Source organism: Streptomyces gardneri (assembly GCF_006539185.1).
Classification (GTDB): Bacteria; Actinomycetota; Actinomycetes; order Streptomycetales; family Streptomycetaceae; genus Streptomyces; species Streptomyces gardneri.
In genome coordinates this window covers 63,987-89,611 of sequence record NZ_BJMN01000003.1, presented here as the reverse complement: position 1 = coordinate 89,611, position 25,625 = coordinate 63,987, and the positions used below count along the sequence as shown (strand labels likewise).

At 70.9% G+C, this 25,625-nt stretch carries 17 protein-coding genes; 4 read left to right on the top strand and 13 right to left on the bottom strand.

What is annotated here, in order from left to right; genetic code table 11:
- Positions 1–15 precede the first annotated feature (15 nt).
- From SGA01_RS02045 to arsL, 4 genes are read right to left on the bottom strand one after another with little or no spacing between them, the layout of a single operon-like run.
- On the bottom strand, positions 16–804 hold the full coding sequence (locus tag SGA01_RS02045; RefSeq protein WP_055645391.1) for a methyltransferase domain-containing protein: 789 nt from the start codon (positions 802–804) through the stop codon (positions 16–18).
- A gap of 19 nt (positions 805–823) precedes the next feature.
- Positions 824–1,930, bottom strand: a complete 1,107-nt coding sequence (locus SGA01_RS02040) for a GTP-binding protein (protein WP_141292676.1) — start codon at positions 1,928–1,930, stop codon at positions 824–826.
- A 37-nt stretch (positions 1,931–1,967) separates the two neighbouring features.
- On the bottom strand, positions 1,968–3,230 hold the full coding sequence (locus SGA01_RS02035) for a GNAT family N-acetyltransferase (RefSeq protein WP_141292674.1): 1,263 nt from the start codon (positions 3,228–3,230) through the stop codon (positions 1,968–1,970).
- Between the two features lie 30 nt (positions 3,231–3,260).
- Entirely contained in the window at positions 3,261–4,511 is a 1,251-nt protein-coding gene (gene arsL / locus SGA01_RS02030) for an arsinothricin biosynthesis radical SAM protein ArsL (RefSeq protein WP_055645388.1), read from the bottom strand.
- Positions 4,512–5,194: 683 nt separating this feature from the next.
- Between arsL and SGA01_RS02025 the strand changes: the two genes are divergently transcribed.
- Genes SGA01_RS02025 through SGA01_RS02015 form a run of 3 tightly spaced genes read left to right on the top strand, consistent with a single transcriptional unit; the run spans position 5,195 to position 8,726 of the window.
- Positions 5,195–6,115: a phosphate ABC transporter substrate-binding protein gene (locus tag SGA01_RS02025; protein ID WP_141292672.1), complete on the top strand. Its 921-nt coding sequence runs from the start codon at positions 5,195–5,197 to the stop codon at positions 6,113–6,115.
- Between the two features lie 2 nt (positions 6,116–6,117).
- Positions 6,118–7,950 (top strand): phosphate ABC transporter permease subunit PstC, encoded by a 1,833-nt coding sequence (gene pstC, locus SGA01_RS02020; protein WP_141292670.1) that lies wholly within the window; start codon positions 6,118–6,120, stop codon positions 7,948–7,950.
- Positions 7,938–8,726, top strand: a complete 789-nt coding sequence (locus tag SGA01_RS02015) for an ATP-binding cassette domain-containing protein (protein ID WP_141292668.1) — start codon at positions 7,938–7,940, stop codon at positions 8,724–8,726. The genes pstC and SGA01_RS02015 overlap by 13 nt, the downstream gene beginning before the upstream one ends.
- Before the next feature lie 86 nt (positions 8,727–8,812).
- Here the strand turns inward: SGA01_RS02015 and SGA01_RS02010 are convergent, their stop codons facing one another.
- The 9 genes from SGA01_RS02010 to SGA01_RS01970 all read right to left on the bottom strand — a co-directional run bounded on the left by SGA01_RS02010 (position 8,813) and on the right by SGA01_RS01970 (position 23,330).
- Positions 8,813–11,938, bottom strand: a complete 3,126-nt coding sequence (locus tag SGA01_RS02010) for an alpha-mannosidase (protein WP_141292666.1) — start codon at positions 11,936–11,938, stop codon at positions 8,813–8,815.
- Between the two features lie 49 nt (positions 11,939–11,987).
- Entirely contained in the window at positions 11,988–13,634 is a 1,647-nt protein-coding gene (locus SGA01_RS02005) for a glycoside hydrolase family 13 protein (RefSeq protein ID WP_141292664.1), read from the bottom strand.
- A gap of 60 nt (positions 13,635–13,694) precedes the next feature.
- Positions 13,695–14,969 carry a Gfo/Idh/MocA family protein gene (locus SGA01_RS02000; protein ID WP_229917721.1) on the bottom strand — a complete coding sequence of 425 codons (1,275 nt, stop codon included), beginning with the start codon at positions 14,967–14,969 and terminating at the stop codon, positions 13,695–13,697.
- Positions 14,970–15,016: 47 nt separating this feature from the next.
- Positions 15,017–16,774, bottom strand: coding sequence for a glycoside hydrolase family 35 protein (locus tag SGA01_RS01995; RefSeq protein ID WP_141292662.1), 1,758 nt, complete (start codon positions 16,772–16,774; stop codon positions 15,017–15,019).
- A gap of 54 nt (positions 16,775–16,828) precedes the next feature.
- Positions 16,829–18,799, bottom strand: coding sequence for a glycoside hydrolase family 5 protein (locus SGA01_RS01990; protein ID WP_229917719.1), 1,971 nt, complete (start codon positions 18,797–18,799; stop codon positions 16,829–16,831).
- Between the two features lie 82 nt (positions 18,800–18,881).
- Positions 18,882–19,727, bottom strand: a complete 846-nt coding sequence (locus SGA01_RS01985; RefSeq protein ID WP_229917717.1) for a carbohydrate ABC transporter permease — start codon at positions 19,725–19,727, stop codon at positions 18,882–18,884.
- Between the two features lie 5 nt (positions 19,728–19,732).
- A complete protein-coding gene (locus tag SGA01_RS01980) occupies positions 19,733–20,722 on the bottom strand; it encodes a carbohydrate ABC transporter permease (RefSeq protein ID WP_141292660.1) in 990 nt (329 codons plus the stop codon).
- Entirely contained in the window at positions 20,722–21,993 is a 1,272-nt protein-coding gene (locus SGA01_RS01975) for an ABC transporter substrate-binding protein (RefSeq protein WP_141292658.1), read from the bottom strand. The genes SGA01_RS01980 and SGA01_RS01975 overlap by 1 nt, the downstream gene beginning before the upstream one ends.
- Before the next feature lie 179 nt (positions 21,994–22,172).
- The gene (locus SGA01_RS01970; protein WP_218037799.1) at positions 22,173–23,330 is read right to left on the bottom strand and encodes an ROK family transcriptional regulator; all 1,158 of its coding nucleotides are present in this window, start codon (positions 23,328–23,330) and stop codon (positions 22,173–22,175) included.
- A 166-nt stretch (positions 23,331–23,496) separates the two neighbouring features.
- On the opposite strand from SGA01_RS01970, the gene SGA01_RS01965 reads away from it, so the two are divergent.
- Positions 23,497–25,614: an alpha-galactosidase gene (locus SGA01_RS01965; protein ID WP_141292656.1), complete on the top strand. Its 2,118-nt coding sequence runs from the start codon at positions 23,497–23,499 to the stop codon at positions 25,612–25,614.
- The last annotated feature ends 11 nt before the right edge of the window (positions 25,615–25,625 follow it).

Sequence of the window (25,625 nt, the reverse complement as noted above, 5' to 3'; positions counted from 1 at the left end):
GGGGGTGCGGCCGGGTCAGCAGCAGGTGCCGCCAGGGGCGCATTCGGACGGTGCGGTGAGGCTGTCGACGGGCTTGTGGGCGCGGATGATCGCGGCGTGCAGGCCGTCAGCCGCCTCCTGGGTGAAGACGACCTCCGCGTCCTTCAGACCGACCGCGTCGAGGAGTTCCTTGTACTCGGCGACCGACAGCGCGCCGGCGATGCACTGGCTGTGTCCGCCGCGCTCGGCCCGCTCCTCGGGGCTGAGCCGGTCCTCGGCGACGACGTCGCTGATGCCGAGGCGGCCGCCGGGGGTGAGGACGCGCGCCATCTCGGCGAAGACGGCGGGCTTGTTCAGCGACAGGTTGATCACGCAGTTGGAGATGATCACGTCGACGGTGTCGGCGGGCAGCGGGATCGACTCGATCGTGCCCTTGAGGAGGACGACGTTGTCGATCTCGGCGTCGGCGACGTTCCGGGCGGCGAGGGCGAGCATCTCCTCGAGGAAGTCCAGGCCGAAGACTCGGCCGTCGGGGCCGACGCGCCGGGCGCTGAGGATGACGTCCAGGCCGCCGCCGGAGCCGAGGTCCAGGACCGTCTCGCCCTCGCGCAGCTCGGCGACGGCGCTCGGGTTGCCGCAGCCGAGGCTGGCGAGGAGGGCGGCATCCGGGGCGGTGCCGGGGCCGATCTCGTCGTACGCGGCGGGGCCGAAGGTCTGCGGGTCGGGCGAGCAGCAGGCACCGCTCGTCTCGGCTTCGGCGGCCTTGGCCCGGTAGTACTCCCGGACCTCTTCCTGCAGGCTGCCGGCGGTGGTGGTGTCGCTCATGGCGGGTGGTCCTTCTCGGTCAGGCGCCGGCGGGGGCGAGGCGGTGGACGGGGCGCGGGTAGGAGGGCTTGAACGACACCGGGGTGGTCGCCGAGGAGGTGACGGCGGTGGCCGCGTCGGCGGCCTTGACCGCCGCGGTCACGGCCGCGTCCAGAGCCTCGGGCTCGCAGGCGACCCGGGCGTTGACGACGGCGCGCCCGGACGGCGCCTGCGTGCCGGCGGCGCGGTCGAGCGTGGGCTGCGCGCCGGACTCGGTGAGGCTGAGCTTGGCGAAGTCGCCGTCGGCCGTCTCCACGGTGATCTTGGCGTGGCCGATCACGGCGTCGTGCTCCGCGGCCCAGGCGGACAGCTCCTGAAGGACGGTGCGGGCCCAGGCGGTCGCGTCGAATCCGTCCTCGGCGGCGGTGAGGTCGAGCTCCTGGTTCATCCAGGCGAGCTGGGCCTCGGCGGCCGCGTAGCGGTCGTAGTCGATGTCGAGGACGACGTCCTCGTTCGTGGCCGGTGCCTGCCACGCGTCGAGCAGCGTGTCCAGGTGGGCGCCCGTGGTGGCGGAGTATCCGACGACGGTCGCCTTCGGGTTGCCCGCACGCAGCGAGGCGAGGAGTTCCTCGGCCCGGTCCGGCTTGATGGTGTCCAGCTTGTTCACGGCGATGACGTCGGCCTCGGTGACCTGCTGGCGGAAGAGGTACGACAGGTCCGACTCCGGCTCGCCCCGCTCCGCGGCACGGGCGAAGGCCAGGTGCCGCAGCGGGTCGACCACGGTGGTCAGGGGCGCGACGACCATGTCGTCGCCGTAGTACTGACGCAGCGGCCGTACGACGGTGGCCTGGAGGTCCGTACAGCTGCCGACGGCCTCGGCGATCACGGTGTCGACGCTGTCGGAGGCGACCAGCGCGACGATGGCCTCGACGAGGTCCTCGAACTTGCAGCAGAAACAGCCGCCGGTGACCTCGGCGACGCTGTCGAGCTTGCTCCGTACGAGCTTGGTGTCGACCAGTTCGACGCCCTGGTCGTTGGTGATGACGGCGACCTTGCGGCCCTGCTCCTGGAGCGCGAGCGCGGCGGCGGTCATGGTCGTGGTCTTGCCCGCCCCGAGGAATCCGGTCAGGGGGATGAAGGTGATCATGTGGTCCTTCTCGTCCTTGTCGTGGAGTCGGGCGGGGTCAGCCGCAGCAGCCGCTGTCGCCGGAGCCGCCCAGCAGGGGCAGGTTCGCGGGCTGGGCCGGTGCGGGTGACGCGGCGCCGAACGCGACGCTCCTGCTGTTCCCGAAGGCGTCGAGCCAGGCGCTCGCCTGCGGCCGCAGCGCCGGGTCGGACAGCAACATCGAGGTGGTGACCTCGCGCGGGGTGCAGCCGCGCAGGGCCTTCGCCTGGTGGGCGCCGGCGCCGAACTCGACGGTGCGCAGCCCCTCGGCGTACGCGTCGCGGACGGGTGCGTCGAGGACGAGCGCGAAGTAGATGCCGCTGCGCTCGCCGATCGCGGCGTAGTCGAATCCGGCCCACTTCGGGAAGAGACGGTGGTTCTTGCGGATGGTGACGCAGGTGGCGACCAGCGCGCCGTCCTTGTAGCCGAGGTAGGCGCGGACGTCCGCGCCCTCGTCGATGAGCGCGGAGAGGATGCCGACGATGTGCGCGGGCTCCTCGCCGGCGCCGTTCTTCTCCCGGTTGAGGCAGGTGAGTTCGGCGATACGGTCGACGTAGGGGCGGATGTCGGTGCCGTCGACGCGCTCGATCGTCACGCCGGCGGCTTCGGCACGGCGGACGTCGCCCTTGATGCGCTGGCGCTTCTTGAGCGGCAGGGCGGCGAGGTGCCCTTCCCAGTTCGGCGCGTCGAGGCTCATGAAGTCCTCGTAGCCCCAGAAGGTGCTGGAGGCGCCGGCCGCGTCGAGCGCGTCGACCAGGGCGTCGTTGCCGCGCCGGCTGGGGATCCAGGGCGCGATGATGCAACGGATGCCGGCCTCGAACGCGGCGGGCACGAGCTTGTCGACGATCGACCCCATCAGGGTGGGGGTCCAGAAGTTGTAGGCGACCTCGGTGCGGTAGCCCAGCGGGGAGCCGAGCAGGAGGGTCGGGAAGAAGGGCTCGGTTCCCAGGGCGTCGACCTCGGCGCTGCGCGCCGCGTCGGTCTCGGCGCCGCAGCAGACCTCTTCGCCGGAGGGTGCCTGCCAGCCCAGGTAGGTGCGCGGCTCGTGGTCGACGACCGGCGGGGTGGTGAGGATGTAGCCGGGGAGGAGGGCGAGCTCGCCGCGGGCGCGGTGGGCGAGGGTGTGCCAGGGCTGGACGTCGGGGAGTACCTTCTCCGTGGCCCGCAGCCAGGTGGGGCCGAGGTACGGCCAGGAGTCGGTGAGGCCGGCGAGCTCGCCGGTCCAGTCCATGTCCGGGAGTGCCTGGCCGGTGGAGATGACGACGCGGGGTGATCCACCCATGTCAGTGTCCTTGTCTCGTGAGCGGGTGGGTCAGCACTTCACGCAGCAGCGGATCTTGCCTGCGTCCTCGGCGTCGGTACGGCGCTCCTGCCAGAGCTCCTCGACGCGCTTGTCGGGGTGCGTCCACTCCACCCAGAACCCTCGGTCGACGGTGGCGATGTCCTCCATCCACGGCGAGGAGAGCAGCGGGGAGCCCTTGAACAGCAGCAGTCGCGTCTGCAGGGCGGTGGGGTCGGTGACCCGGGCGAGGCCCGTCTCGACCAGCCAGTCCTCGAAGCCGAGGAGCTCCTCGTACTCGATCCACGGGGTGAACGGGATGAAGGTGGGGTACAGCTCGAAGCCGATCCGCTCGGCCTCGGCGACCGCCTCGCGCATGTGGTCGACGTCGATGTGCTTGTCGAAGATGCGCAGGATGCGGTTCGAGGGGAACTCGAGGGCGCACGTGACGCGGCGCAGCCCGAGCGAGACGAGCTTCTCCAGTTCCTTGGTGTAGTCGAGGACGTGGTCGACGCGGGTGGTGAACTCGAACGTGATCGGGCCGATGGCCTCGACGAGCCGCTCGACGACACCGATGCCGATGGTCCGCGAGTTGAAGAACTCGGCGTCGATGAAGCAGAAGTGCCGGACGCCTTCCTCGGCGAGCTGCAGGGCGTCGGCCAGGACGCTGTCGGCGTCGTACGCGGCGACACCGCCGTCGTACGCGCCGTAGACGGAGCAGTAGGTGCACTTGTGGTGGCAGCCCCGGGACGCCTCGATGTTGCCCATCAGGCCGAACGGCGAGTGGTGGGCGGGGTAGTGCACGAGGGAGGGGAAGAGTTCGCGGGCGGGCCTGGTGACCGAGATCCGCCGACGCGGGGGCTTGGGCCGCATGCCCGTCCGGGTCATCAGGGCGGGCACCGCGTCGAGCGCGACGGTGCCGGCGGCGAGCTGGACCAGCTCCTCGCTGATGAGCTCGGGCTCCTCCATGATGATGCCGTCGGCGACCTGGAGGAACTCCCGGTGGTTCATCTGCGCGTACTGCCCGAAGGTGACGACCGTGGTGCCGTACGCCTCCGACACCCTGCGGGCCAGGGCGATTCCGCGCTCGAGGCCTTCGAACTGCTGGACCGACACGAGCGTGAGGTCGAAGGGGCCTTCCGGTATGGCGTCCGGAAGCAGGTGCGCGTCCCAGCCGACGACATCGGCGCCGTGGTGTTGCAGAGCGGCGGCCGCACACGCGGACGTCAGGGGTTGGAGCTCCGCTTCGAACGCGGAGGCAACCAGAACACGGGGACTTCTCACACTTCCCCCCAGGGAGTGATCAAGGTGCGTGACGGATCGAGATCGGGCCGGGTCAGAGCCCCGGTCGGTAACGACGCTGTCGACCGACGGCCGGAACCCTGCCAGCGTTGAGCGATGTATGTCAATAGATCGATGAATGACGGAAAGGCCATTGCTCCACCCCGCCGTCGCCGCAGAACGCGGCTGCCCCGATTCGCCCTCGTCTGTTGCTGGTTGCGAAGAGACGCCGATCCCTTGATTCGGTTCGTTTGCACAGCTTGTGGCCGTCCGGGACGAGGGCTTCGAACGGCGACACAGACGCCTTCGAAATCCGCAGCCGAGGCGAGCCGGCGTACTTGCTCCGCCCGCGCATGACCCGAATTCAATCGCTGATCGTCGATGATTTCAGCCCGTCGACATATCGCCAGGAGGACACGGAGGCGATAGCGTTCGCCCACGGCATCGCGGTCCGCACCTGGGGTCAGCGGGTGAACGGGTACCGATTTCCGATGCCTTGGGCCCTTCAAAGGGGAGCGGGCCCCACACCGGTCGTCCAGGCGCATGAGCGCCATGCGGCGGCCTCGTACTCCTCTTCTCCCTCCCGACGGCCGACAGCCGACCTGTACTCCTGTGTGTCCAAGGGCCGGCGATCTGCTGTCGCGTTCCTCGATTCCCACCCCATCTCTCACCGCAAAGGCACCGCCATGTCTTTCCTGTCCACCGAAACCCGCCGCGCAGCGCCACCCCTCACCGGACGGCGTGTCCGCCAGGGCGCCTCCGTCGCCTCCGCCGGCCTCCTGCTCTCCGCCGCCCTGACCGGCTGCGCCGGCTCCGCGAAAGCCGGCTCGGATGCCATCCAGGCCAGCGGTTCCACCACGGTCGCCCCGGTCGCCTCCGACGCCGCCGAGGCACTGAAGGCCAAGGGCCTGAACATCACCGTCGCCACCCAGGGCGGCTCCGCCGGCGGCATCTCCCAGCTCGGCACCGGGCAGATCAACATCGCCCTCAGCTCCAAGCCCCTGTCCGACAAGGACCACAAGGCCTACCCCGACACGGACTTCGTCGCCACGCAGATCGGTGCGGACGCCGTCGGTGTCATCATCACCAAGGAAGTGGTCGACGGCGGCGTCAAGGGCCTGACCAAGGCTCAGGTGGCGGGCCTGTTCGAGGGCAGGATCACCAACTGGAAGGAGGTCGGCGGCCCCGACCTCCAGGTCTTCGTGTACGACAAGGAGCCCGGCCGCGGCACCCGTGAGGTGCTCGACAAGTTCATCTACGGCAAGGGCGAGCCGCCGGCCCCGCCCAAGTCCGCGAACTACGCCGTCGTCGGCGGCAACCTGGAGACCCGCAACAAGCTGAAGTCCACGCGCGGTTCCATCGCCCCGCTGTCGACCGGCTTCATCGAGGGTCACCCCGACCTGGTCGCCGTACCCCTGGAGGGCGTCGCCCCCACCCTGGCGAACGTGGCGTCCGGCACGTACCCGATGACCCGCCCGCTGTACATGATCACCAACGGCAAGCCTCAGGGCACCGTCAAGCAGTACATCGACTACATCCTCTCGTCCGAGGGCCAGAAGCTGCTGCCCAAGCACGGCTACCTCACGCGCGAGCAGATGGGCCTCTGACGATGGGTCTCATTCTGGAGCGCCCTGCCCGGGCGCCCGGACCCGCCGTGTCGCGGCCCTCCTCCGGGAGCGGCCGCGGCAGCCGGGCGAGATGGGTCTGGAGCTGGGCGTACAGCGGCATCCTGTCCGTGCTGCTCACCCTCGCCGTCCTGCTCGGCTACCTGGTCACGGGCATCGCGAGCGGAACGGTCGACTGGACGGCCCTGCTCACCTCGTCCACCTGGAGTCCGGGGAACCTCGCCTTCGGCGGCCTGGCCATGATCTACGGCTCGGCGGTCGTGTGCGTCCTGGCACTGGCGCTCGCCGTCCCCGTCGGCTGGGCGGCGGCCGTCGCCCTGTCCGAGTACCTGCCGCCCCGGCTCGCCAAGCCGCTGCGCCTGAGCATCGAACTCCTGGCAGCGGTCCCCTCCATCGTCTACGGCCTGATCGGCATCATGGTGATCCGGCCGTTCGTGGCGGACCTCGGTGACGTGCCGGGCGGAGACAGTCTGCTCGCCGCCGGCATCGTGCTCGCCGTGATGATCACGCCGACGATCGTGGCCGTCAGCGTGGACGCGCTGGCCTCCGTACCCGGCCGGTACCGCGAGGCCGCGTACTCCCTCGGTCTCACCCGCCGCGAGGTCATCCGATCCGCCGTCCTTCCCCAGGCACGTCCCGGCATGCGCGCCGGCGTCCTCCTCGGACTGGCCCGGGCACTGGGTGAGGCCATCGCGGTCTTCATGGTCATCGGCCGCGCCGACGGGCGGCTCCCGGAGTCAGCGGGAGACGTCTTCTCCTCCCTCGTGCGCCCCGGCCAGACGCTCACCACCAAGCTGGCCGGCCCCGAGCCGATGCTCGCGGGCACCTCCGGCCCGTACTTCGCGGCCCTGTGCGGGCTGGGCATCATCCTGCTGGTGCTGGTCGCCGTCGCCACCGTGTGGGGCACCCGCGGCTCCACGGGCCGGGCCGCGCGAGCTCCACGTGCCCGGCGGTCCTCCGCGTGGCTGCGCACTCCGAAGGACCGGCTCACCACCGTGGTCCGGCTCGGGGCCCTGCTGCTGCCGGGGGCCCTGCTCGTCGGCATGCTCGGCATCCTGCTGGCCCGCGGAGGCGCGGCACTCAACCCGGTCTTCTGGTTCTCGGCCTCCGAAGGCGCGTCGGGTGGCGGCATCCGCGACCAGATCCTCGGCACCCTCCTGCTCCTCGCGACCGCAGCCCTGATCGCGCTGCCGCTCGGGTACGGAGCGGGCATCGTGATCGGCACGCGTGCCTCGGCGAGAACCGCCCGCGTGCTGGAGACGCTGACCGTGGCGGTCGGCGGGACACCCACCATCCTGCTGGGCCTCGCCGGGTACGTCCTCTTCTGTACGACCATGGGCTGGGGCCGTTCCTGGCTGGCCGGCGCCGTGGTCCTGGTGCCGGTGGTGGTGCCGGTGGTCGCCCTCACCACAGCGGGCCGGATCCGGAGCATGCCGGGCGAGATCACCGAGGCCGCGCTCGCCCTCGGCCTCACCAGCTCCCAGTACGTCCGCTCCGTGGTCATCCCGTACACGTGGCCGGCCACGCTCACCGGCCTGCTGCTCGGCCTGGCCCGCGCGGCGGGCGAGACGGCCCCCCTGATCTTCACCGCCACGGTGTTCTTCGGGGCACCCGCCCTCCCGACCGGCATCGTCAACGCTCCGGTCCAGGCCCTGCCCACACACATCTTCACGCTGTCCCAGGACTCGGGCGCCCCCGAGGCGATCGCCCAGGCATGGGGCAGCGCCCTCGTCCTGGTCCTGATCACCGCGGGCCTGCTCAGCCTGGCGGTCCTCCTGCGCAACCGCTTCGAAGGAGCACGACGATGGACGACGTGACAACGGGTGTCACGACCCTGGACGACACGATCGACACGGTCGATTCGGTCGACACCGTCGATTCGGTCGATTCGGTCGATTCGGTCGACAAGACCGTCATCGCGGTCCGCGACCTGCAGATCCTCTCCGGCACCAAGCGCCTCGTCGGACCGGTCACGTTCGAGCTGTCCGCCGGATCCACCACCGGCCTGTGCGGTCCGTCGGGCGCAGGCAAGTCCACCGTGCTCCGCGCCCTTGTCGACCTGCTGCCCCACGGTCTCCGCCGCCAGGGCGAGGTGGAGGTCCTCGGCCGTCCCGTCCGGTACGGCAAGGGCGACTCCGGTCTGCGCAGCACGGTCGTCCTCGTACCGCAGACCCCCGTCGTCTTCGGCGGCAGCATCCTGGACAACGCCCTGTTCGGCCTCCGCCACCTGGTGCGGGCCTCCCGGACCGAGATGCACGACCGCGTGGAGCAGGCCCTGCGCGAGGCAGGCCTGTGGAGCGAGGTGTCCCACCGCCTGGACACACCGGCCCAGACCCTCTCCAACGGCCAGCGCCAACGGCTCTGTCTGGCCCGGGCGTTGGCCCTGGAGCCGGCCGCCCTCCTGCTCGACGAGCCGACCAGCGCCCTGGACGAGCGAAGCCGCGACACGGTCGAGGAGTCCGTGGCCGCCCTGCGTGGCAACCGCACGGTCCTGCTCGTCTCCCACGACCCCGCACAGGTGGAACGGCTCTGCGACCGGACGATCCGTGTCGACCTGCCGACGGCCACCGAACCTTCCCTGGCAGCGGTCTGAGCGCTCACCCACTCCGCACTTCGTGCACGCTGTGCCCCGGGCCCGGTTCCCCGCGAGAGACCGCGAGGAACCGGGCCCGACGTCCGTCACCCCGGCAGCCGGTGCGGCTGTGCCGTGGAGGTGGACCTCAGCCGGAGGGTGATGATCTGGAACGGGCGCAGGGTCAGGGACAGCTGTCCGGCGGCGGTCTGTCGGGCGGCACCGGAGTCCTCGCCGGGGGCGAGCGGGCGTTCCAGGAGGTCGGTCACGGTGGCCGACTCCAGCGGGAAGCCCGTGTTCAGCAGGGCCGTGGCTCGTCCGCCGTGTGCCTCGTAGAGGCGCACGACGACGTCACCGGAGCGGTCGTCGGCGAGCTTGACCGTGTCGATGACGACGGCGTCGTCGTCCGTGGCCACCAGGGGGACGACCTCCGCCGAAGAACCGGGCACGGAGCGCCCGGGCACGTTGAAGCCGTATCCCTCGCGCACCGCGTCCGCGATGTCGGCGCCGATCACGAACCCGTATCGCAGGTGGTGCCGGCCCCGGTCGGAGTCCGGGTCGGGGTAACGCGGGGCACGGAGCAGCGAGAGTCGGACCGTCGTGGTGGTGCCGCCCTCGGAGCGGACATCACGCGTCACCTCGTGCCCGTACGTCGAGTCGTTGACCACGGCCGCGCCCCAGCCCCGTTCGCCGACGTGGAGGAAGCGGTGGGCGCAGAACTCGAACTTGGCCGCGTCCCAGCTGGTGTTGGTGTGGGTGGGACGCTGGACGTGCCCGAAGGGGATCTCCGCGCTGGAGTGGTCGGCCCGCACGTCGAGCGGGAAGGCGGCCTTGAGGAGCTTCTCCCTCTCGTTCCAGTCGATCACGGTGTCGATGTCCAGGCGCCGGGATCCCTCCCCGAGGGAGAGGAACTGCTCGATGCGGGAGTCGCCGACGGTCCGCACGATCCGCACACCGTCCGCCTCCGCCGTCACCGAATCGGCTTCGGTGAGGTCGTGCACGGTGTTGCGGTAGAAGGCGTCGATGTCCCAGGCGTCGTACTCGTTGGGGAAGTCCTGGTGGAGCTGGAGGAGGTTCGCCGTCGTGCCGGGGGCCAGGGCCTCGCGGGCCGCCGTGATGTCGTACGCCGAGGTCACCAGGCCCCGGTCGTCGAGGCGGACGCGGACGAGCCCGTTGTCGAGGACATGGCCGCCCTCGGCCGGCGCGGGCGCGACCGGGCGGGCCGGTGAGTCCGTGCGGGGCGCCGCGCCCAGGGCGGGGACGCCGTCTCGGGTGTACGGGGAGGCGTTGAAGACGACCCGCTCCTCGCCCTCCCCCGCCAGCGCGTGCTGTGCCGCGGCGGTGATCGCCTCCAGCTCGGCGGTCACCGCGGCGTAGGTCGCCTCGGCCTCGCGGTGCACCCAGCCGATGGAGGAGCCGGGCAGGATGTCGTGGAACTGGTGCAGCAGGACCGTCTTCCAGAGCCGGTCGAGAGCCTCGTGAGGGTAGGCGAGTCCGGTGCGGACGGCCGCGGTCGCCGACCACAGCTCGGCCTCCCTGAGAAGGTGTTCGCCGCGTCGGTTGCCCTGCTTGGTGCGCAGCTGGCTGGTGAGCGTGCCGCGGTGGAACTCCAGGTAGAGCTCGCCGAGCCAGACCGGGGCGTCGGGGTACTCCGCGTGTGCCCGCTCGAAGAAGTCGGCCGGGCTCTCGATGGCGACTCTCGGCGAGCCCTCCAGGTCCTCGACCCGGGCCGCGCGGGCCAGCATCTCGCGGGTGGGGCCGCCGCCGCCGTCTCCGTAACCGAACGGGAGGAGCGAGGTGTTGGCCGCCTCCTTGTCCTGGAAGTTCCTTACGGCGTGGGCGAGTTCGGCGCCGGTGATCTCGGCGTTGTAGGTGTCGACGGGCGGGAAGTGGCTGAAGATGCGGGTGCCGTCGATGCCCTCCCACCAGAAGGTGTGGTGCGGGAACTTGTTGGTGGTGTTCCAGGAGATCTTCTGGGTGAGGAACCAGCGCACGCCGGCGAGCTTCATCAGCTGCGGCATGGCCGCGTTGTAGCCGAAGGTGTCGGGCAGCCACATCTCTTCCGTCTCGACGCCGAACTCGTCGAGGTAGAAGCGCTTGCCGTGGATCAGCTGCCGGGCGAGGGACTCGCCGCCGATGATGTTGGTGTCGGGTTCCACCCAGAGGCTGCCGACGGGGAGGAACTGTCCGGTCTTCGCCTTCTCCTGGACGCGGCCGTAGACCTCGGGGCGGTGCTCCTTGAGCCAGGCCAGCTGCTGGGCCTGGGACATCGCGAAGCGGAAGTCGGGGTGGTCGTCCATGAGGTGGGTGACGTTGGACAGCGTCCTGGCGACCTTGCGTACCGTCTCGCGCAGCGGCCAGAGCCAGGCGGTGTCGATGTGGGCGTGTCCGACGGCGGACATGCGGTGGGCGCTGGGGGCGGCGGGAGCCGCGAGCGCGGGTCGGAGCACCTCGCGGGCGGCGGTGGCGCTGCCGGACACGTCCTGCAGGTCGATGCCGTCCAGCGCCCGCTCGATGGTCTGCAGGAGTTGCCAGCGGCGCGGTTCGGACTCGGGGAGCTCGCGCATGAGCTCGCCGAGGACGTCCAGGTCCTGGGCCAGTTCCCACACCTCGGTGTCGAAGACCGCGAGATCGAGGCGGAGCAGCTGATAGATCGGGGCATCCACGTGCGGGCGGCCGATGTACGGGTTGCCGACGTCGCCGGCGACAGGGCCGCCGTGGTCGCTCCCGCCGCCGGTCAGCCAGGCGGGCCGGTCGCCGGTGTGGCTGGGCAGGTGGTCGTCGTTCAGGTTCGGGTTGGCGGCGGCCTCGACGTAGTACGTGAACTCCTCGCCGCCGACCGCCGGATCGGCGACCGGAATATAGGCGTTGCGCGGGTTGAGGGCCTTCACGACGGTGCCGTCGGCGCGGTAGACCAGGCCCTCGCTGGAGAAGCCCGCGCCGGTGAAGTTGAAGCCGATGTCGACGACGGCCTCGACGCGGCGGCCCGCCCACTCCTCCGGCACTCTGCCGCTGATCCGGAACCAGCTCGTGGTCCACGCGGGCCCCCAGCGGTGGCCGAGCGTCACCGGCTCGTACGGTGCGGCCAGCCCTTCGGCGACGGGTACGGGTTCGCCGGGGACGTCCCAGATCGCGATGTCGAGCGGGGCCGTGAGGGCGTGGACGGCCGGCCTGATGCGCTGGTCGAGGACGCGGGCGAGCCGCTGCTCGGTGAGGCGTTGCTTGCTGTGCATCGATGTCTCCGTTGTCGTACGTGCGAAGGGCCGACGGGGCCTCGGTACGTCAGGTCGTCCACCACACGGTGGTGTGCGCGGGCAGGGCGAAAGCCGCGCCGGGCGGGCCTTCGACGGTCTCGATCGGGGAGCTGGCGAGGAGCGGGCGCCCGGGCGAGGGGATGATCAGCGCCCGGTCCGCCGTGTTGCTCGTACAGACGAAGCCCGGCCGCCGGAAGGCGAGGACGCCTTGGGGAGCGTCGTCCCACTCGACGGTGTCTCCGGCGCCGAGTCCCGGATGCCTCCGGCGCAGGGCGAGCGCCGCACGGTACAGCTCCAGCGTCGAGTCCGGGTCGCCGGTCTGGGCCTCGACACTGAGCGTTCCCCAGTCCTCGGGCTGCGGGAGCCAGCTGCCGCCCGTCCCGAAGCCGTACGAGGGGCCGTCGACGGTCCATGGAAGGGGCACTCGGCAGCCGTCGCGGAATCCCTCCATGTCCCCCCGGCGGGCGAAGGCGGGATCCTGGCGCGCCTCGTCCGGCAGGTCGACGACCTCGGGGAGGCCCAGTTCCTCGCCCTGGTAGAGGTACGCGGAGCCGGGCAGCGCGAGCATGAGGAGCGTGGCGGCGCGGGCCCGGCGCAGGCCGAGCTCGCGGTCGCCCGCCCGCCGGCGCTCTCCCCCGGCCTGCGGACCGGCGAACCGGGTGGCGTGCCGGCAGGTGTCGTGGTTGGACAGCACCCAGGTCGCCGACGAGCCCACCGTCCGTCCGGCCTCCAGTGAGGTGTCGACGGCCTGCCGGATCTCCTCGGCGTCCCAGGAGACACCCATGAGGTCGAAGTCGAACGCCTGGTGCAGCTCGTCGGGACGGACGTACAGGGCGGTACGTTCCGGCGTCGGCACCCACGCCTCGGCGACCGACATCCGCTCCCCCGGGTACGAGTCGAGGATCCGGCGCCACGAGCGGTATATCTCGTGGACGCCGTCCTGGTCCCAGTACGGTGTGGCCTCGGTGCCGAGCATCCTGCGCTGGTCGGTGCGGCCGACGTCGGGCAGTCCCTCGGCCTTGACGAGACCCTGGGCGACGTCGACCCGGAAACCGTCGACTCCCCGGTCGAGCCAGAACCGCAGGATCGAGTGGAAGTCCTCCCGTACGGCCGGGTGGTCCCAGTCGAAGTCGGGCTGCTCGGGGGCGAAGAGATGCAGGTACCAGTCGCCGGGAGTGCCGTCCGGGTTCTCCGTGCGGGTCCAGGCGGGGCCGCCGAAGACGGAGGTCCAGTCGTTGGGCGGCAGCTCCCCCTTCTCGCCCTGTCCGGGGCGGAAGTGGTAGCGGTCGCGGTACGGCGAGCCCGGTCCCTCCTCCGTCGCGCGCCGGAACCACTCGTGCCGGTCGGAGGAGTGGTTGGGCACGAGGTCCACGATCACCCGCATCCCGAGTTCGTGGGCGTCCAGGATCAGGCCCTCGGCGTCCGCGAGGGTGCCGAGCACGGGCTCGACGGCCCGGTGGTCGGCGACGTCGTAGCCCGCGTCCGCCTGGGGGGAGGCGTAGAAGGGGTTCAGCCACAGGGCGTCGACGCCGAGTTCCTTCAGGTACGGCAGCCGGTCGCGGATGCCGGGGAGGTCGCCCATGCCGTCGCCGTTGCCGTCGGCGAAGCTGCGCGGGTACACCTGGTAGATGACGGCGTCCCGCCACCATGCCGGTGCGGAGAAATCAGGGGACATCGACTGTCTCTCTCGCAGATTGTGAGGGCCCGGTGCTCCCCGGGCGTCCTGAGTGGGGTGTCAGAGGGGGAGGTGCTCGACCGTTCCCCGGTGTCGCGAGCGTTCGGCCGCCCAGGCCACCAGGTGGCTCTCCAGGCTGGTGGCGGGGTCGGAGAGGATGTGGGCCGCGTCACCGGTGGCGAGGGCTTCGAGGAAGGCGTCGACGAGGCGTTCGTCGCCGCCGCCGTGGCCGCTGCCGGCGTCGGGACCGCCGAGGCCCGGCTCGAAGGTCTCCTCCTCGCCGGTGACGAAGTCGGTGACGGTCACGCGCTCGCCGTCACCGTCCAAGAAGCCTCGGGTGCCGAAGATCCGGGTCTTGCGGTGGGTGAACGGCGTGAAGGCCGTCATGGTGAACGACGCGGTCGCGCCGCCCGCGTACTCGAGGTTGACGACCTGGTGGTCGACGACGTCGTTGTCGCAGGCGTACACGCACCGTCCGTACGGGCCCTCCCGCAAGGCCCGGACCACGCCTTCGGGCGTCCGGGACCGGGTCACCGCGTCGAGCGGCCACCGCTCCCGGCGCGGATCGCCCAGGCACCCCAGGTACAGGCGCGGCGCGGAGTAGGGACAGGTGGACTCGACGGAGCAGTCCAGGCAGTTGTCCGCCGCGCCGGCGGGACGGTTCTCCGGGCGGAAGTGACTGAGCGAGCCGAACGAGGAGACCTTGGTGACCCGCGAGCCGACGATGTACGAGAGCCAGTCCAGGTCGTGCGAGGACTTGGCGAGGATCATCGGGGAGGCCAGGTCCTCGCGCCGCCAGTTGCCGCGTACGAAGGAGTGGGCCTGGTGCCACCAGCCGACCGGCTCCAGGTGCTCGACGCTGACGATGTCGCCGAGTCGCCCGGAGTCGACGATCGCCTTCACCCCCTGGGTGTAGGGGGTGTAGCGCAGCACGTGGCAGACCGCGAGCATGACCCCCGCGCCGGCGACGGCGGCAACGATCCGGCGCACGTCGTCCTCGCCGGTGGCCATCGGCTTCTCCAGCAGAACGTGGTAGCCGAGTTCCGCGAATCGGATCGCGGGCTCGACGTGGTCGGCGTCCTGGGTGGCGATGATGACCGCGTCGGCTTCGAGGGGCCTGTCGGCCAGCTCGCGCCAGTCGCCGTACCGTTCGGCGTTCGGGTGCCGGATCCCGGCGGCGGTGGCCCGCTCGGGGTCGGGTTCGGCGATGGCGACGATCTCGGCCCGGCCGGTGTCCGCGGCGTGGTCGGCGTACGTCCTGCCGCGCAGCCCGGCGCCGGCGAGGATCAGCCGCAGGGGACGGCCGGGGGGCGCGGGGGCGGGGTTCTGGTCCACAGCGGTGGATCTCCTCGGGAAGGGTGGAGGACGGGCGGTCCGCGCCCTCAGTCCTCGACGATTCCCAGGTCGGGCGTGCCGCGTAGCTCCACCGTCCGGGTGGTGGAGCCGTGGAGTTCGAGGACGGTGATCTCGTTGCGTCCCGCGTGCAGGACCGGAGCGGGCACGTAGAGGGTGGTCTGCGGGCCCCGTGACCAGTAGCGGCCGAGCGCGAAGCCGTTGATCCACACCAGGCCCTTGGTCCAGCCGTCCAGGGCGATGAAGCCGTCGGCGGGGCGGTCGATGTCCACGTGGCCGCGGTGGAAGGCCGGTCCGACCGGGGGCGCGGACGTTTCCAGGGCCGTGTAGGACGGCGCGCTCGGGTCGTCCATCGGCAGCGGACGGCTGTGCCAGTCCACGAGAGTCAGGCCGTTGGCGGTGACGGCACCGAGCAGTCCCTTGCGGTCGTGCATCGCTCGCCCGTAGTTCACCCGGCCCTGGTTCTCCACGAGGACGGCCAGGCGGGCGCCCCGCCGGGGGGCGAGGAAGGTGAGCGCGTGCTCGTGGTTCTCCCGCTCCAGGACGCCGACGGGCTGCCCGTCGACGAAGACCTGGGCCCGGTCGCGCACCTCGTCGACGCGGAGCACGGTGCGGCCGGCGTCCGGGAGGGTCGTCTCGTACAGGACGAATCCGAAGGGCTGGCCGAGCCGTTCCATGGTGACCGGGTGGTCGGCGTGCACCGCGGGGCCGCCGAGCAGCTCGATCTGGTCCAGGAGGGCGGCGCAGGTGGTGAGTTCGGCGACGGTCTCGGCGAGCTTGGGTGCGGGTGCGGGGACCGGTTCGTCGGGTACGGGGGCGTACCGGGCGATGACCTCGCGGAACGCCGCGTACTTGGGTCCGGGGTCGCCGGCCTCGTCCAGCGGGGCGTCGTAGTCGTAGGAGGTGACGGTGGGGCGGTAGGTCCCCTTGTCGTTGGCGCCGTTGGTGAAGCCGAAGTTGGTGCCGCCGTGGAACATGTAGAGGTTGACCGAGGCGCCGGCCGCGAGCAGCCGGTCGAGGTCGGCCGCCGCGTCCTCCGCGCTGCGGGTGACGTGCGTGCCGCCCCAGCGGTCGAACCAGCCGATCCAGAACTCGGAGCACATCAGCGGGCCTTCGGGCTGCTGGGTGCGCAGTGCGGCGAGTCCGGCGTCCACGCGGCTGCCGAAGTTGACGGTGCGCAGGACTCCGTCGAGGCCGCCGCGCTTCAGGTCGGAGGGCTGGTCACAGGTGAAGAGCGGGACGTCCACGCCGTGCCGGTGCAGCAGTTCGGCCAGATCGGCGAGGTATCCGGAGTCGTCTCCGTAGGCTCCGTACTCGTTCTCCAGCTGGACGGCGATGACGGGGCCGCCGCGGGTCGCGAGGTAGGGGCCCACGGTCGCCATGAGGGCGCCGAGGTAGTCGTCCACCGCCTTCAGGTAGCGGGGGTCGCGGCTGCGCATCTCGATGTCCTCGTCCGCGAGCAGCCACGAGGGAAGGCCTCCGCCCTCCCATTCGGCGCAGATGTACGGGCCGGGGCGCAGCAGCACGTGCAGTCCCTCGGCGGCGGCGAGGTCGAGGAAGCGGGGCAGGTCGAGGCCCCCGTCCACGTGGAACTCGCCGCGCCGGGGCGCGTGCAGGTTCCACGGGACGTAGGTCTCGACCGTGTTGAGCCCCAGCAGCCGCGCCTTGTGGAGCCGGTCGGCCCACTGCTCCGGGTGGACACGGAAGTAGTGCAGTCCGCCGGAGATGATGCGGAACGGACGGTCGTCGAGACGGAAGCCGTCTGCGGCGATCTCCAGTCGAGGCATGGCTGTGGTGCTCCTAAGTTTCGGTGCTGAGGTGCCGGTACCTGAGGCTGTCGGTCAGCTCAGGGGGCGGCAGAGGAGTGCGTCGGGGGCCCCACCGTGCTGCCACTTCCAGGTGTAGGCGACGCCGGCGAGGTACTCGTCGTCCCTGCACTGGCCCTTGTAGGCGCCGGGCGCCCAGTCGCTCCTGGTGGAGCCGCCGGTGGCGGGCCGGTTGTCTCCGCGGTCGAACCAGAGCAGCCGGTTCGTGGTGGGCAGCGGTGTGGCGGAAGGTGCGCAGAGCAGGGCGGCCATCGCGTTGCCGTTGACGCTGTAGCCGACGGCGTACGTGTTCTTGGGGCATTCGAGCTTGTTGTAGCCGCTCGCCCAGTCGCCGCTCTTGACGTGGCGCTCGTCGATGACGGTGATCCACATGGTGTCGGCCTTGGCGAGCTCGCCGCCCGCGTCGGTGCACAGGCCGCGGTTGTTGCTCCGGGCGAGGGCGACGAGCCGCTGGCTGTCGGGGCAGTTGCCCTTCCGGTTGCCGACGCTCCAGTCCGCCTGTCGGCGCATGGTGGCGGAGAGGTTCTGGTCGGCGAAGTCGAGGTCGACCATGTTCCAGTGGTCGACCTCGGCGACCCGGCCGGTCTTGCCTGGGGCGTTGACCAGCTTGTTCCAGTGGGCGGCGCGCCAGTCGCCGGGGTCGTTGATCGCCTGCCGGTTGCCGGCGTCGTCGTAGGAGATCAGCGCCCAGTTGTCGTTGATCTTGCCGTTGGTGGTCCAGCCGACCAGCGGCCACTGGGCGAAGTCGGTGTCGTTCTCCACCAGGATGTCGGTGAAGCGGGCGAACCAGTCGATCTCCTTCTGGTCCGTCTGGCCGCGTCCGCCGGTGCCGAACTCGCTGATCCACACGGGAGCGGTGAAGTGCTGGCCCTCCTCGGTGACGAACAGGGCCTGGTCGTCGACGACCCGGACGAGGTCCTCGGGCGAGAGGTCGCGGTAGCGCGGGTCGTTGGTCTCACCGTTCTGCCAACCACCGCTCGAACCGGTGTGGTTGGGGCCGGTGAAGCCGTAGAAGTGGGCCGCGTAGACCAGCTTGCCGGAGTTGATCAGCGTGTTGGACAGGTTGCGGACCGGCGTCAGCGTCGGCCGGCCGTGGGGGAACATGCCCTGCGGGATGCCCTGCCAGTTGATGCCCTCCATGATGACGAGCATGTCCGGGTTGGCTTCGAGGATCCTGTTGCCCGCCAGCTGGAAGGCGTTGTACAGGTCGTGCTCGTTGCCCCAGCCCCAGTTGGGGTCGTTCCAGGTGTCCCGGCGGACCTCGTTGCGCAGGTCCGCGCCGACGACGCGCTTGTTCGACTCGTAGCGCTCCACCAGGAACAGCCAGTTGTCGATCCACTTCTCGGTGCTCTGGCTGGTGTTCCAGCGTTCGTTGCCGTCGAGGCCACAGCACCAGCGGTAGGTGGTGGTGTGGTTGTTGAGGATGACGGCGAAGCCGTCGGCGGTGAGGGCGGCGACGACCGCGTCGAACACCTGGAGCGGGGTCTTGTCCTCCAGCTGCGGGTTGGCCGCGACGGCGTAGTTCGGCACGAGGGTGTCGTCGTCGATCATCGCGTCGGAGTACGGCAGCCGAATCGTGTTGAGACCGAGCGCGTGGAAGTCGGCGAGGATCCGGCTGATCGGCGTGCGATCCAGGCCGAGCGGGATGTTGTTCGACTTCTGGTCCGCCTGGTGGTTGGCGACATCGCTCTCGCTGCCGCTGCCTTCCCAGGTGCCCTGGGCGCCGGCCCAGTTGCTCGCCTTCAGCTTGAAGCGGTCGCCGTCGGCGTCGACGATGTACCGGCCCCGCGTGCTCAGCGGGCCGGTCCAGGAGGCGGCCAGCTGCTCGCCGGTCAGCGCGACGGGGGCGTCGGCCACGGCGGCGGGTGCGAGGGCGGTCGCCGTGCCGGGGAGTGCGGTGACGAGCAGGGCGCCCGTGGCCAGCGCGGCGGTCAGGGCCCGGGCGACGGCCCTCGCCAGGGCGCCCTCGGGCATGTGAGATCTCATGGTGCTGTCCTCCAAGGTGTGGGAGTGAAGGAGGTACTGCGTTCCGGACCGACGGCCCGGAGTCGGGGAGCCGGAGGCGCCGTCAGCCCTTGAGGCCGGAGTGGGCGATGCCTTCGACGATGTGGCGCTGGGCGACCAGGAACATGACCACCAGTGGGGTGATGGTCACGACGGCGCCCGCGAAGAGACCGGGCAGGTTGATGGTCTGCGCCGTGAGGAAGCTGGACAGGGCGATCTGCGCCGTCCAGGAGGACGGGTCCTGGCCGATGACCAGCGGCCACAGGAAGGCGTTCCAGCTGTCGATGAAGGCGAGCGCGCCGAGGGAGGCGAGCATGGCTCCGGACGACGGCAGGGCGATCCGGCGGTAGAGGCCGAGCCAGCCGAGCCCGTCGAGGCGGCCGGCCTCCTCGATCTCGCGGGGGAACTGCAGGTAGAAGTTGCGGAACAGCAGGACCGCGAAGGGGTTGAACAGGCCGGGGACGATGATGCCCCACAGGGTGTTGACGCCGCCTAGCGAGCCCACGACGACGAAGGTGGGCACGAAGGTCGCCGCGCCGGGGATCATGAGCGTGGCCAGGACGAGGCCGAGGATGACGCCGCGTCCGGGCACGGGGATGCGGGCGAGCGCGAATCCGGCGGCCGAGGCCAGCAGGGTCGACACCGGGGCCGTGATCGCGGCGATCAGCAGGGAGTTGGCCAGGGACCGGCCCATGTCCAGGGTGGGGTCGTCGAACAGGTCGGTGAAGTTCTCCCAGTGCATCGTGGAGGGCCACCAGGTCCACTCCGGCGACGTCAGGGTCTGCGTGTCCATCAGCGCGTTGCGCAGCATCAGGTAGAAGGGGGCGAGGAACACCACCATCAGGACCCCGGCCAGCAGGCCGCGCACGGGACGCCGCAGGGTGCGCGCTCCCTCTCGTACGGTCGTCACCGGGCTCACTCCTCGCTCTTTCCGAAGCCCGTGATCCGCCCCTGGATCAGCGTCACTCCGACGATCAGGGCCGTGAGGACGAAGGAGCCGGCCGATCCGAGACCGTAGTTCTGGGCGCCCATCGCGGTGTCGTGCAGGTACATCAGCGGGGTCTTCACCGGCGCGGTGCCCGATCCGGACATGCCGCCGCCGAACAGGTTGTAGAACTCGTCGAACGCCTGGAACGCCGCGATGAACATCAGCATCAGCACGGCCACCGAGGTGTTGCGCAGCATCGGCAGGGTGATCCGGCGCAGCAGGCGCAGCCCGGTGGCTCCGTCCAGGGCCGCGGCCTCGTAGACCTCCTTCGGGATCGCCTGCAGGCCGGCGAGGAAGAGCACCATGTAGAAGCCGACCTGGAGCCACAGGCGCAGGGTCACCAGAGCGATCCAGTACAGCGGGGGATCACCGGCCTGCAGCCAGGGGACGGCCTCCATCCCGAACCAGCCGCCGAGCATGTTGGCGATGCCCGCCGGCATCCCGCTGAACAGGGACATCTTCCACACCAGCGAGGCCGCGACGTAGGAAACGGCGGCCGGGATCAGGAACGCGGTCCGCAGGACGGCCCGGCCCCGTCGGATCCGGTTCACGAGGAGCGCGAGACCGAGCGAGGCGGCGAACGTGATCGGCACGATGAAGAGGGTGAACAGCAGGATCTTGCTCAGCGAGTTCCGGAAGACGGCATCGCCGAGCAGCTGCCGGTAGTTGTCGAGCCCCACCCAGTCGCCGAGCGCGATGGTGCCCTGGGCGTCACTGAGGCTGAGCAGGAAGCTCCAGCCGATGGCGATGTACTTGAACACTCCGAGGCCGATCAGCATCGGAGCCGTGAGCAGGGCGAACGCGCCCCAGGTGCGCCAGTCGAAGCGGCGGCGCCGGGCCCGGGCGGGGCCCCGCGGTGTGTCCGCGGGGCGCCCTGCTCTCTCGGAGCGTGGAGCGGTGTGCGTGGTGGCGTTCATCAGGACAGCTGCTTGTCCACGGCCAGCTGGGCCTGCTTGGCCGCGTCGGCCAGCAGTGCGGCGGCGTCTCCCTGACCGGTGACGATCTTCGAGGCGGCGGCGACGAACGGGGTGCCGGAGGCGGAGTCCCAGGTGTTGGGGTTGATCCTGCCGTACTTGGCGGCCAGCTCGACGGCCTCCTTGGCGGTGCCCTTGCTGAGCTTGGCTGCCGTGGCGGCGACGGACTTGCGCGGCGGGACGTGGAAGCCGTAGCTCTCGGACCAGTCCTGCTGGAGCTTGGTCTGATCGATCCAGAGCCACTTGACGAACTTCTTGGCCGCGTCGACGTTCTTGCCCTTGGCGTTGACGCAGCTCGTCCAGCCGCCGACGCGCACGACCGGGGTGCCGCCGGCCTTGAAGGCGGGCCACGGCAGGATGCCGAAGTCGTCGCCGAGCGCCTTCTCGATGGCGGGCATGGCCCAGAGCCCGGACCACTGGATCGGCGCGACACCCTGGACGAAGGCCGAGGGGTCCCACCAGTCGGTGGTGAAGCCGAGCAGCAGGGACTTGTCGTCGTGGAAGCGCTTGAGGGCCGAGACGGCCTCGACGGCCTGGGGAGCGGCGAAGCCGATCTTGCCGTCGGCGACCAGCTCGCCGCCGTTGGAGAGCAGCGAGAGGGCCGGCATCTCGCCGACTCCGTCGTTGCCGACGAACAGGCCCTTGGTCTTCTTGGTGGTCAGCGCCTTGGCGGCGGCGACGAGGGCGTCGAAGGTGGTGGGCGGGGCGATGCCCGCCTTGGCGAGGACGCTCTTGCGGTAGTACAGCATCATGACGTCGTCGATCATCTTGACGCCGTAGAGCTTCCCGTCGACGGTCACCCCGTCGCGGCCGGTCTGGTTGAAGTCGTCCTTGACGCTGCCGTACTCCGCGTCCAGGGCGGCGACCTGGCCGCGGCGGGCGAGCCCCTGGGTGAAGTCGCCGTGCTCGAAGACGTCGGGCGCCGCGTCGGTGAGCAGCGAGGCGTTGAGCTTGGCCGTGTAGTCGCCGGGCACCCAGGTGACCTTGACCGCTATGTCCGGGTTCGCCTTGGTGAATTCGGCGGCGTAGCGGGTCAGGGCCTGCTGTGTGCCGGCCTCGCCGTAGGCGTGGGACCAGACGTTCAGGGTGGTCTTCGCTCCGGACGAGGAGCCGCCGGTCGGGCTGCTGGTGCAGCCGATCGCCGTACCGGCGACGAAGAGAAGGGAACCGCCGAGGAATCCTCTACGGCTAAGCTGGGCTCTCTGTCCGCTCATGTCGCTTCCTTGCGTGGTGATGTGGGCGTGCGGGTTGTGTTGTCCGGCGGGGCCGGTGTCCGACGTTCACGGCTGGCAGGCGGTGACGGACATCGGTCGCGTCGGTGACGCGGGCCGGTGACCGGGGTCCCGGTCACACGGCGTCGGTGGGGTGACCGCTCGTCGCGGTCAGTGGCGCCTCACGGGAAGAGCGCCTGGATGCTGACGACGGCCGCCGCTCGGGACCATTCCTCCCAGGGCAGGGGCCTCAGGGTCAGCGGGCACTTCGCGGCCGCCTTGAAGCAGTGCGCGGCGTACGCCTCCCTGATGTGCACTCCGAAGAGGTCGTAGGTGTCGAGTCCTTCTCCGGTGACGACGACGCGCTCGGGCCCCAGGAGGCTCACGAGATTGGCGATGCCGACACCGATGGCCTTTCCGGCCCGGGCGAAGGCCTCCCGCGCGGCGGGGTCTCCGTCGCGGGCGAGGCGGACCGTGCCGTCGAAGTCGAGGTCGGTGTGGCCGGTGGCCCGGCGTACCGTGCCGAGGATGGCGTCGCTGGAGGCGATCGCCTCGACACAGCCGATCGAGCCGCAGTGACAGCGCGGTCCCGCCGGATCGACGCTGATGTGGCCCATCTCGCCGGCGACGCCGTAGGCGCCGTCGACCAGCTGGCCGTTGACGACGATGCCGGATCCGATGCCCGCGCCGATCGTGACGAGCGCGAAGTACTCGGTCCCGATGCCGTCGCCGAACCAGTGCTCCGCGACCGTCAGGGCCTTGACGTCGTTGGCGATCGAGACGCTCAGCCCGGTGGCACGGGCGACGATCTCGGCCAGCGGCACATCGCGCCAGCCGGGGAGCACCGAGTACCGCACGCGCCCACCGGGGCGGTCGACGTCACCGGAGACGGCGATGCCGACGTGTCGCGTACGGGAACGGAACTCGGGCTGTGCGTCGAGGAGTTCGTCGACGAGGTCGGCGATCAGGGCGCACACGGCCGTCGGTCCGCGGTCCCCGAGCGGGCGGCTCGCGTGGAAGCGGGGCCTGGATCTCAGGTCGCACACCGTGCCGTACAGCGTGTCGGCACTGATCTTGACTCCGACGAAGAACTCCCGGTCGGGGGTGACCGACAGGGGGTTCACCGGGCGTCCGGCTCCTGGAGCCGTGCGCTCCGGTGGGAGTTCGTGCAGGTAGCCGTCGTCGATCAGGGGCCTGGCGGCCTTGGTCACCGCGGTCGACGACAGCCCGGTGCGGCGGGCCAGTTCGACCCGACTGAGCGGGCTCTCGGCCAACAGCAGGCTCAGGATGGCGGTTTCGGCCGGAGCGGTGACCAACGGCCTTGTCTGGTTCGGAAACACGGCGGCAACGTACCGGTAAATAAATAAGTTCGTCCAGTATTGATTTTCGCGAAGTGGCGCCCCTACTCTCGGGTCACTTGCGTGCCCCTCCGGAGGTTTCGGCGACAACCGCCCCTCCGCGGCGCGCCTGACTCACACGTTCGCCCGAACTTCCCTGGGACCACTCGTGCCTCGAACGTCCTCGACCGTCTCGTTCGACCGCGCCCTCGGGCTCGCGGTCCTCCGGACCCCCCACAGCGCGTACGCCCTGCGCATCGGCGCCGACGGCAGCCCCCGGCATCTGTACTGGGGGCCCGACCTCGCCGACACAGAGCTCAAGGCGCTGCCCGACGCCACCTCCCCCGCGGACAGCAGCTTCGAGGCCGACGCCGCCCCGGACGAACTGGCGCCGCAGACCGGAGCGCGCTTCGGTCCCGCGGGCCTCCAGGTCCGCTTCGCCGACGGCACACGGGGCGCCCAGTGGCACTTCGCCGGCCACCACATCGAGGGCGGTGAGCTGCGTCTGCGCCTGACCGACCGTCACTACCCGCTGGCCGCCGAGCTCTGCTACCGGGTCCGCCCGGGCAGCGACGTCATCGAACGCTGGACGGAACTCACCCACACCGGGACCGAGGACTCTGGCCCGATCGCGGTCGACCGGTTCGACTCCGCCTCCTGGACGGCCCCCGCCCTCCCCGACTACCGGCTCAGCCACCTCGTCGGGGGCTGGAACAGCGAGTTCCAGCTGCACCGCGACAGGCTCCCGGTCGCCGAGACCGTCCTCACCAGCCGCCGCGGCGTCACCAGCCACCACGCCAACCCCTGGCTCGCCCTCGACGACGGCACCGCCGGCGAGGAGGACGGCGAGGTCTGGAGCACCGCCCTGGCCTGGAGCGGAAGCTGGCGCATCACCGTGCACCGGGATCCGGTGGGCCGCACCACCTGGACCGGCGGCCTCGGCCACGAGGGGATCGGCTGGACGCTCGCCCCGGGCGAGACCCTGCGCTCCCCGGTCTTCGCGGGCCTGTACACCGACGGCGGCTTCGGTGCCGTGAGCCGCGCCTGGCACACGTATCTCCGTGCCCATGTACTCCCCTCCCCCGACCGGGACCGGCCCGTCCTCTACAACTCCTGGGAAGCCACCGGCTTCGGCATCGACCACCCCGGACAGCTGCACCTGGCCCGCCTCGCCGCCCGCCTGGGAGCGGAGCTCTTCGTCGTGGACGACGGCTGGTTCGGCGCCCGCACCAGCGACCGGGCGGGCCTCGGCGACTGGACGCCCCGGCCCTCGGCCTTCCCCGACGGACTGCGGCCGCTCGCCGACGAGGTGCACCGCCTGGGCATGGACTTCGGGCTGTGGGTCGAGCCGGAGATGGTCAACCGAGACAGCGACCTCTACCGCGCCCATCCGGAGTGGGTCGTCCACACACCGACCCGGGATGCCACGGAGCTCCGCAATCAGCTCATGCTGAACTTCGCTCGCCCCGAGGTCGAGGAGTGGGCACTGCGGACCCTGGACCGGCTGGTACGTGACCATGCGGTCGACTGGCTCAAGTGGGACGCCAACCGGGTCGTCACCGAAGCGGGTCGGCCCGGACATCCCGACCCGGACCGGCTGTGGATCGACCACACCCGCGCCGTGTACCGCATCATGGACCGCCTCCGCGCCGACCACCCCGGCCTGCGGATCGAGGCATGCGCGGGCGGTGGCGGGCGGGTCGACCTCGGCATCCTCGCCCGCACCGACCAGGCCTGGACCTCCGACAACACCGACCCCGTCGACCGCATCGGCATCCAGCACGGCTTCAGCCAGCTCTTCCCCGCGCAGGCCATGGCCGCCTGGGTGACCGACAGCCCCAACGTCACCACCGGCCGCGCCACTCCCCTGCGCTTCCGCTTCCACGTGGCGATGGCCGGAGCGCTCGGTCTCGGCGGGGACCTCACCCACTGGTCCGAGGAGGAACTCGACGAGGCCGCCGTGCTCGTCGCCCGCTACAAGGAGATCCGCCCGCTCGTCCAGCGGGGGCGGCAGCACCGCCTCAGCGGCCCCGGCGGTGTCACGGGCATGCACTACGCCTCCGAGGACGGCACCGAGCACGCCGTTCTCGCCTGGCGCCCCACGACCCGCTTCGGCCACCCACCCACGGCACTCGCCCTGCCGGCCCTGGACCCCGCGGCCCGGTACCTGGACCTGGAGGACGGCACCGCCCACAGCGGCGCCGTCCTGGCCCGGCGCGGCATCGACCTGGCCCTGCCCGAGGGCGACTACGCCAGCCGGCTGATCCGGCTTCGCCGGATGGCCTGAGAACCGGTGGC

What these genes read in the sequence shown, in the direction of transcription:
- SGA01_RS02045 (WP_055645391.1), bottom strand. Translation starts at nt 804, where the DNA reads ATGAGCGACACCACCACCGCCGGCAGCCTGCAGGAAGAGGTCCGGGAG.
- SGA01_RS02040 (WP_141292676.1), bottom strand. Translation starts at nt 1,930, where the DNA reads ATGATCACCTTCATCCCCCTGACCGGATTCCTCGGGGCGGGCAAGACC.
- SGA01_RS02035 (WP_141292674.1), bottom strand. Translation starts at nt 3,230, where the DNA reads ATGGGTGGATCACCCCGCGTCGTCATCTCCACCGGCCAGGCACTCCCG.
- SGA01_RS02025 (WP_141292672.1), top strand. Translation starts at nt 5,195, where the DNA reads ATGTCTTTCCTGTCCACCGAAACCCGCCGCGCAGCGCCACCCCTCACC.
- pstC (WP_141292670.1), top strand. Translation starts at nt 6,118, where the DNA reads ATGGGTCTCATTCTGGAGCGCCCTGCCCGGGCGCCCGGACCCGCCGTG.
- SGA01_RS02015 (WP_141292668.1), top strand. Translation starts at nt 7,938, where the DNA reads ATGGACGACGTGACAACGGGTGTCACGACCCTGGACGACACGATCGAC.
- SGA01_RS02010 (WP_141292666.1), bottom strand. Translation starts at nt 11,938, where the DNA reads ATGCACAGCAAGCAACGCCTCACCGAGCAGCGGCTCGCCCGCGTCCTC.
- SGA01_RS02005 (WP_141292664.1), bottom strand. Translation starts at nt 13,634, where the DNA reads ATGTCCCCTGATTTCTCCGCACCGGCATGGTGGCGGGACGCCGTCATC.
- SGA01_RS01995 (WP_141292662.1), bottom strand. Translation starts at nt 16,774, where the DNA reads ATGCCTCGACTGGAGATCGCCGCAGACGGCTTCCGTCTCGACGACCGT.
- SGA01_RS01990 (WP_229917719.1), bottom strand. Translation starts at nt 18,799, where the DNA reads ATGAGATCTCACATGCCCGAGGGCGCCCTGGCGAGGGCCGTCGCCCGG.
- SGA01_RS01980 (WP_141292660.1), bottom strand. Translation starts at nt 20,722, where the DNA reads ATGAACGCCACCACGCACACCGCTCCACGCTCCGAGAGAGCAGGGCGC.
- SGA01_RS01975 (WP_141292658.1), bottom strand. Translation starts at nt 21,993, where the DNA reads ATGAGCGGACAGAGAGCCCAGCTTAGCCGTAGAGGATTCCTCGGCGGT.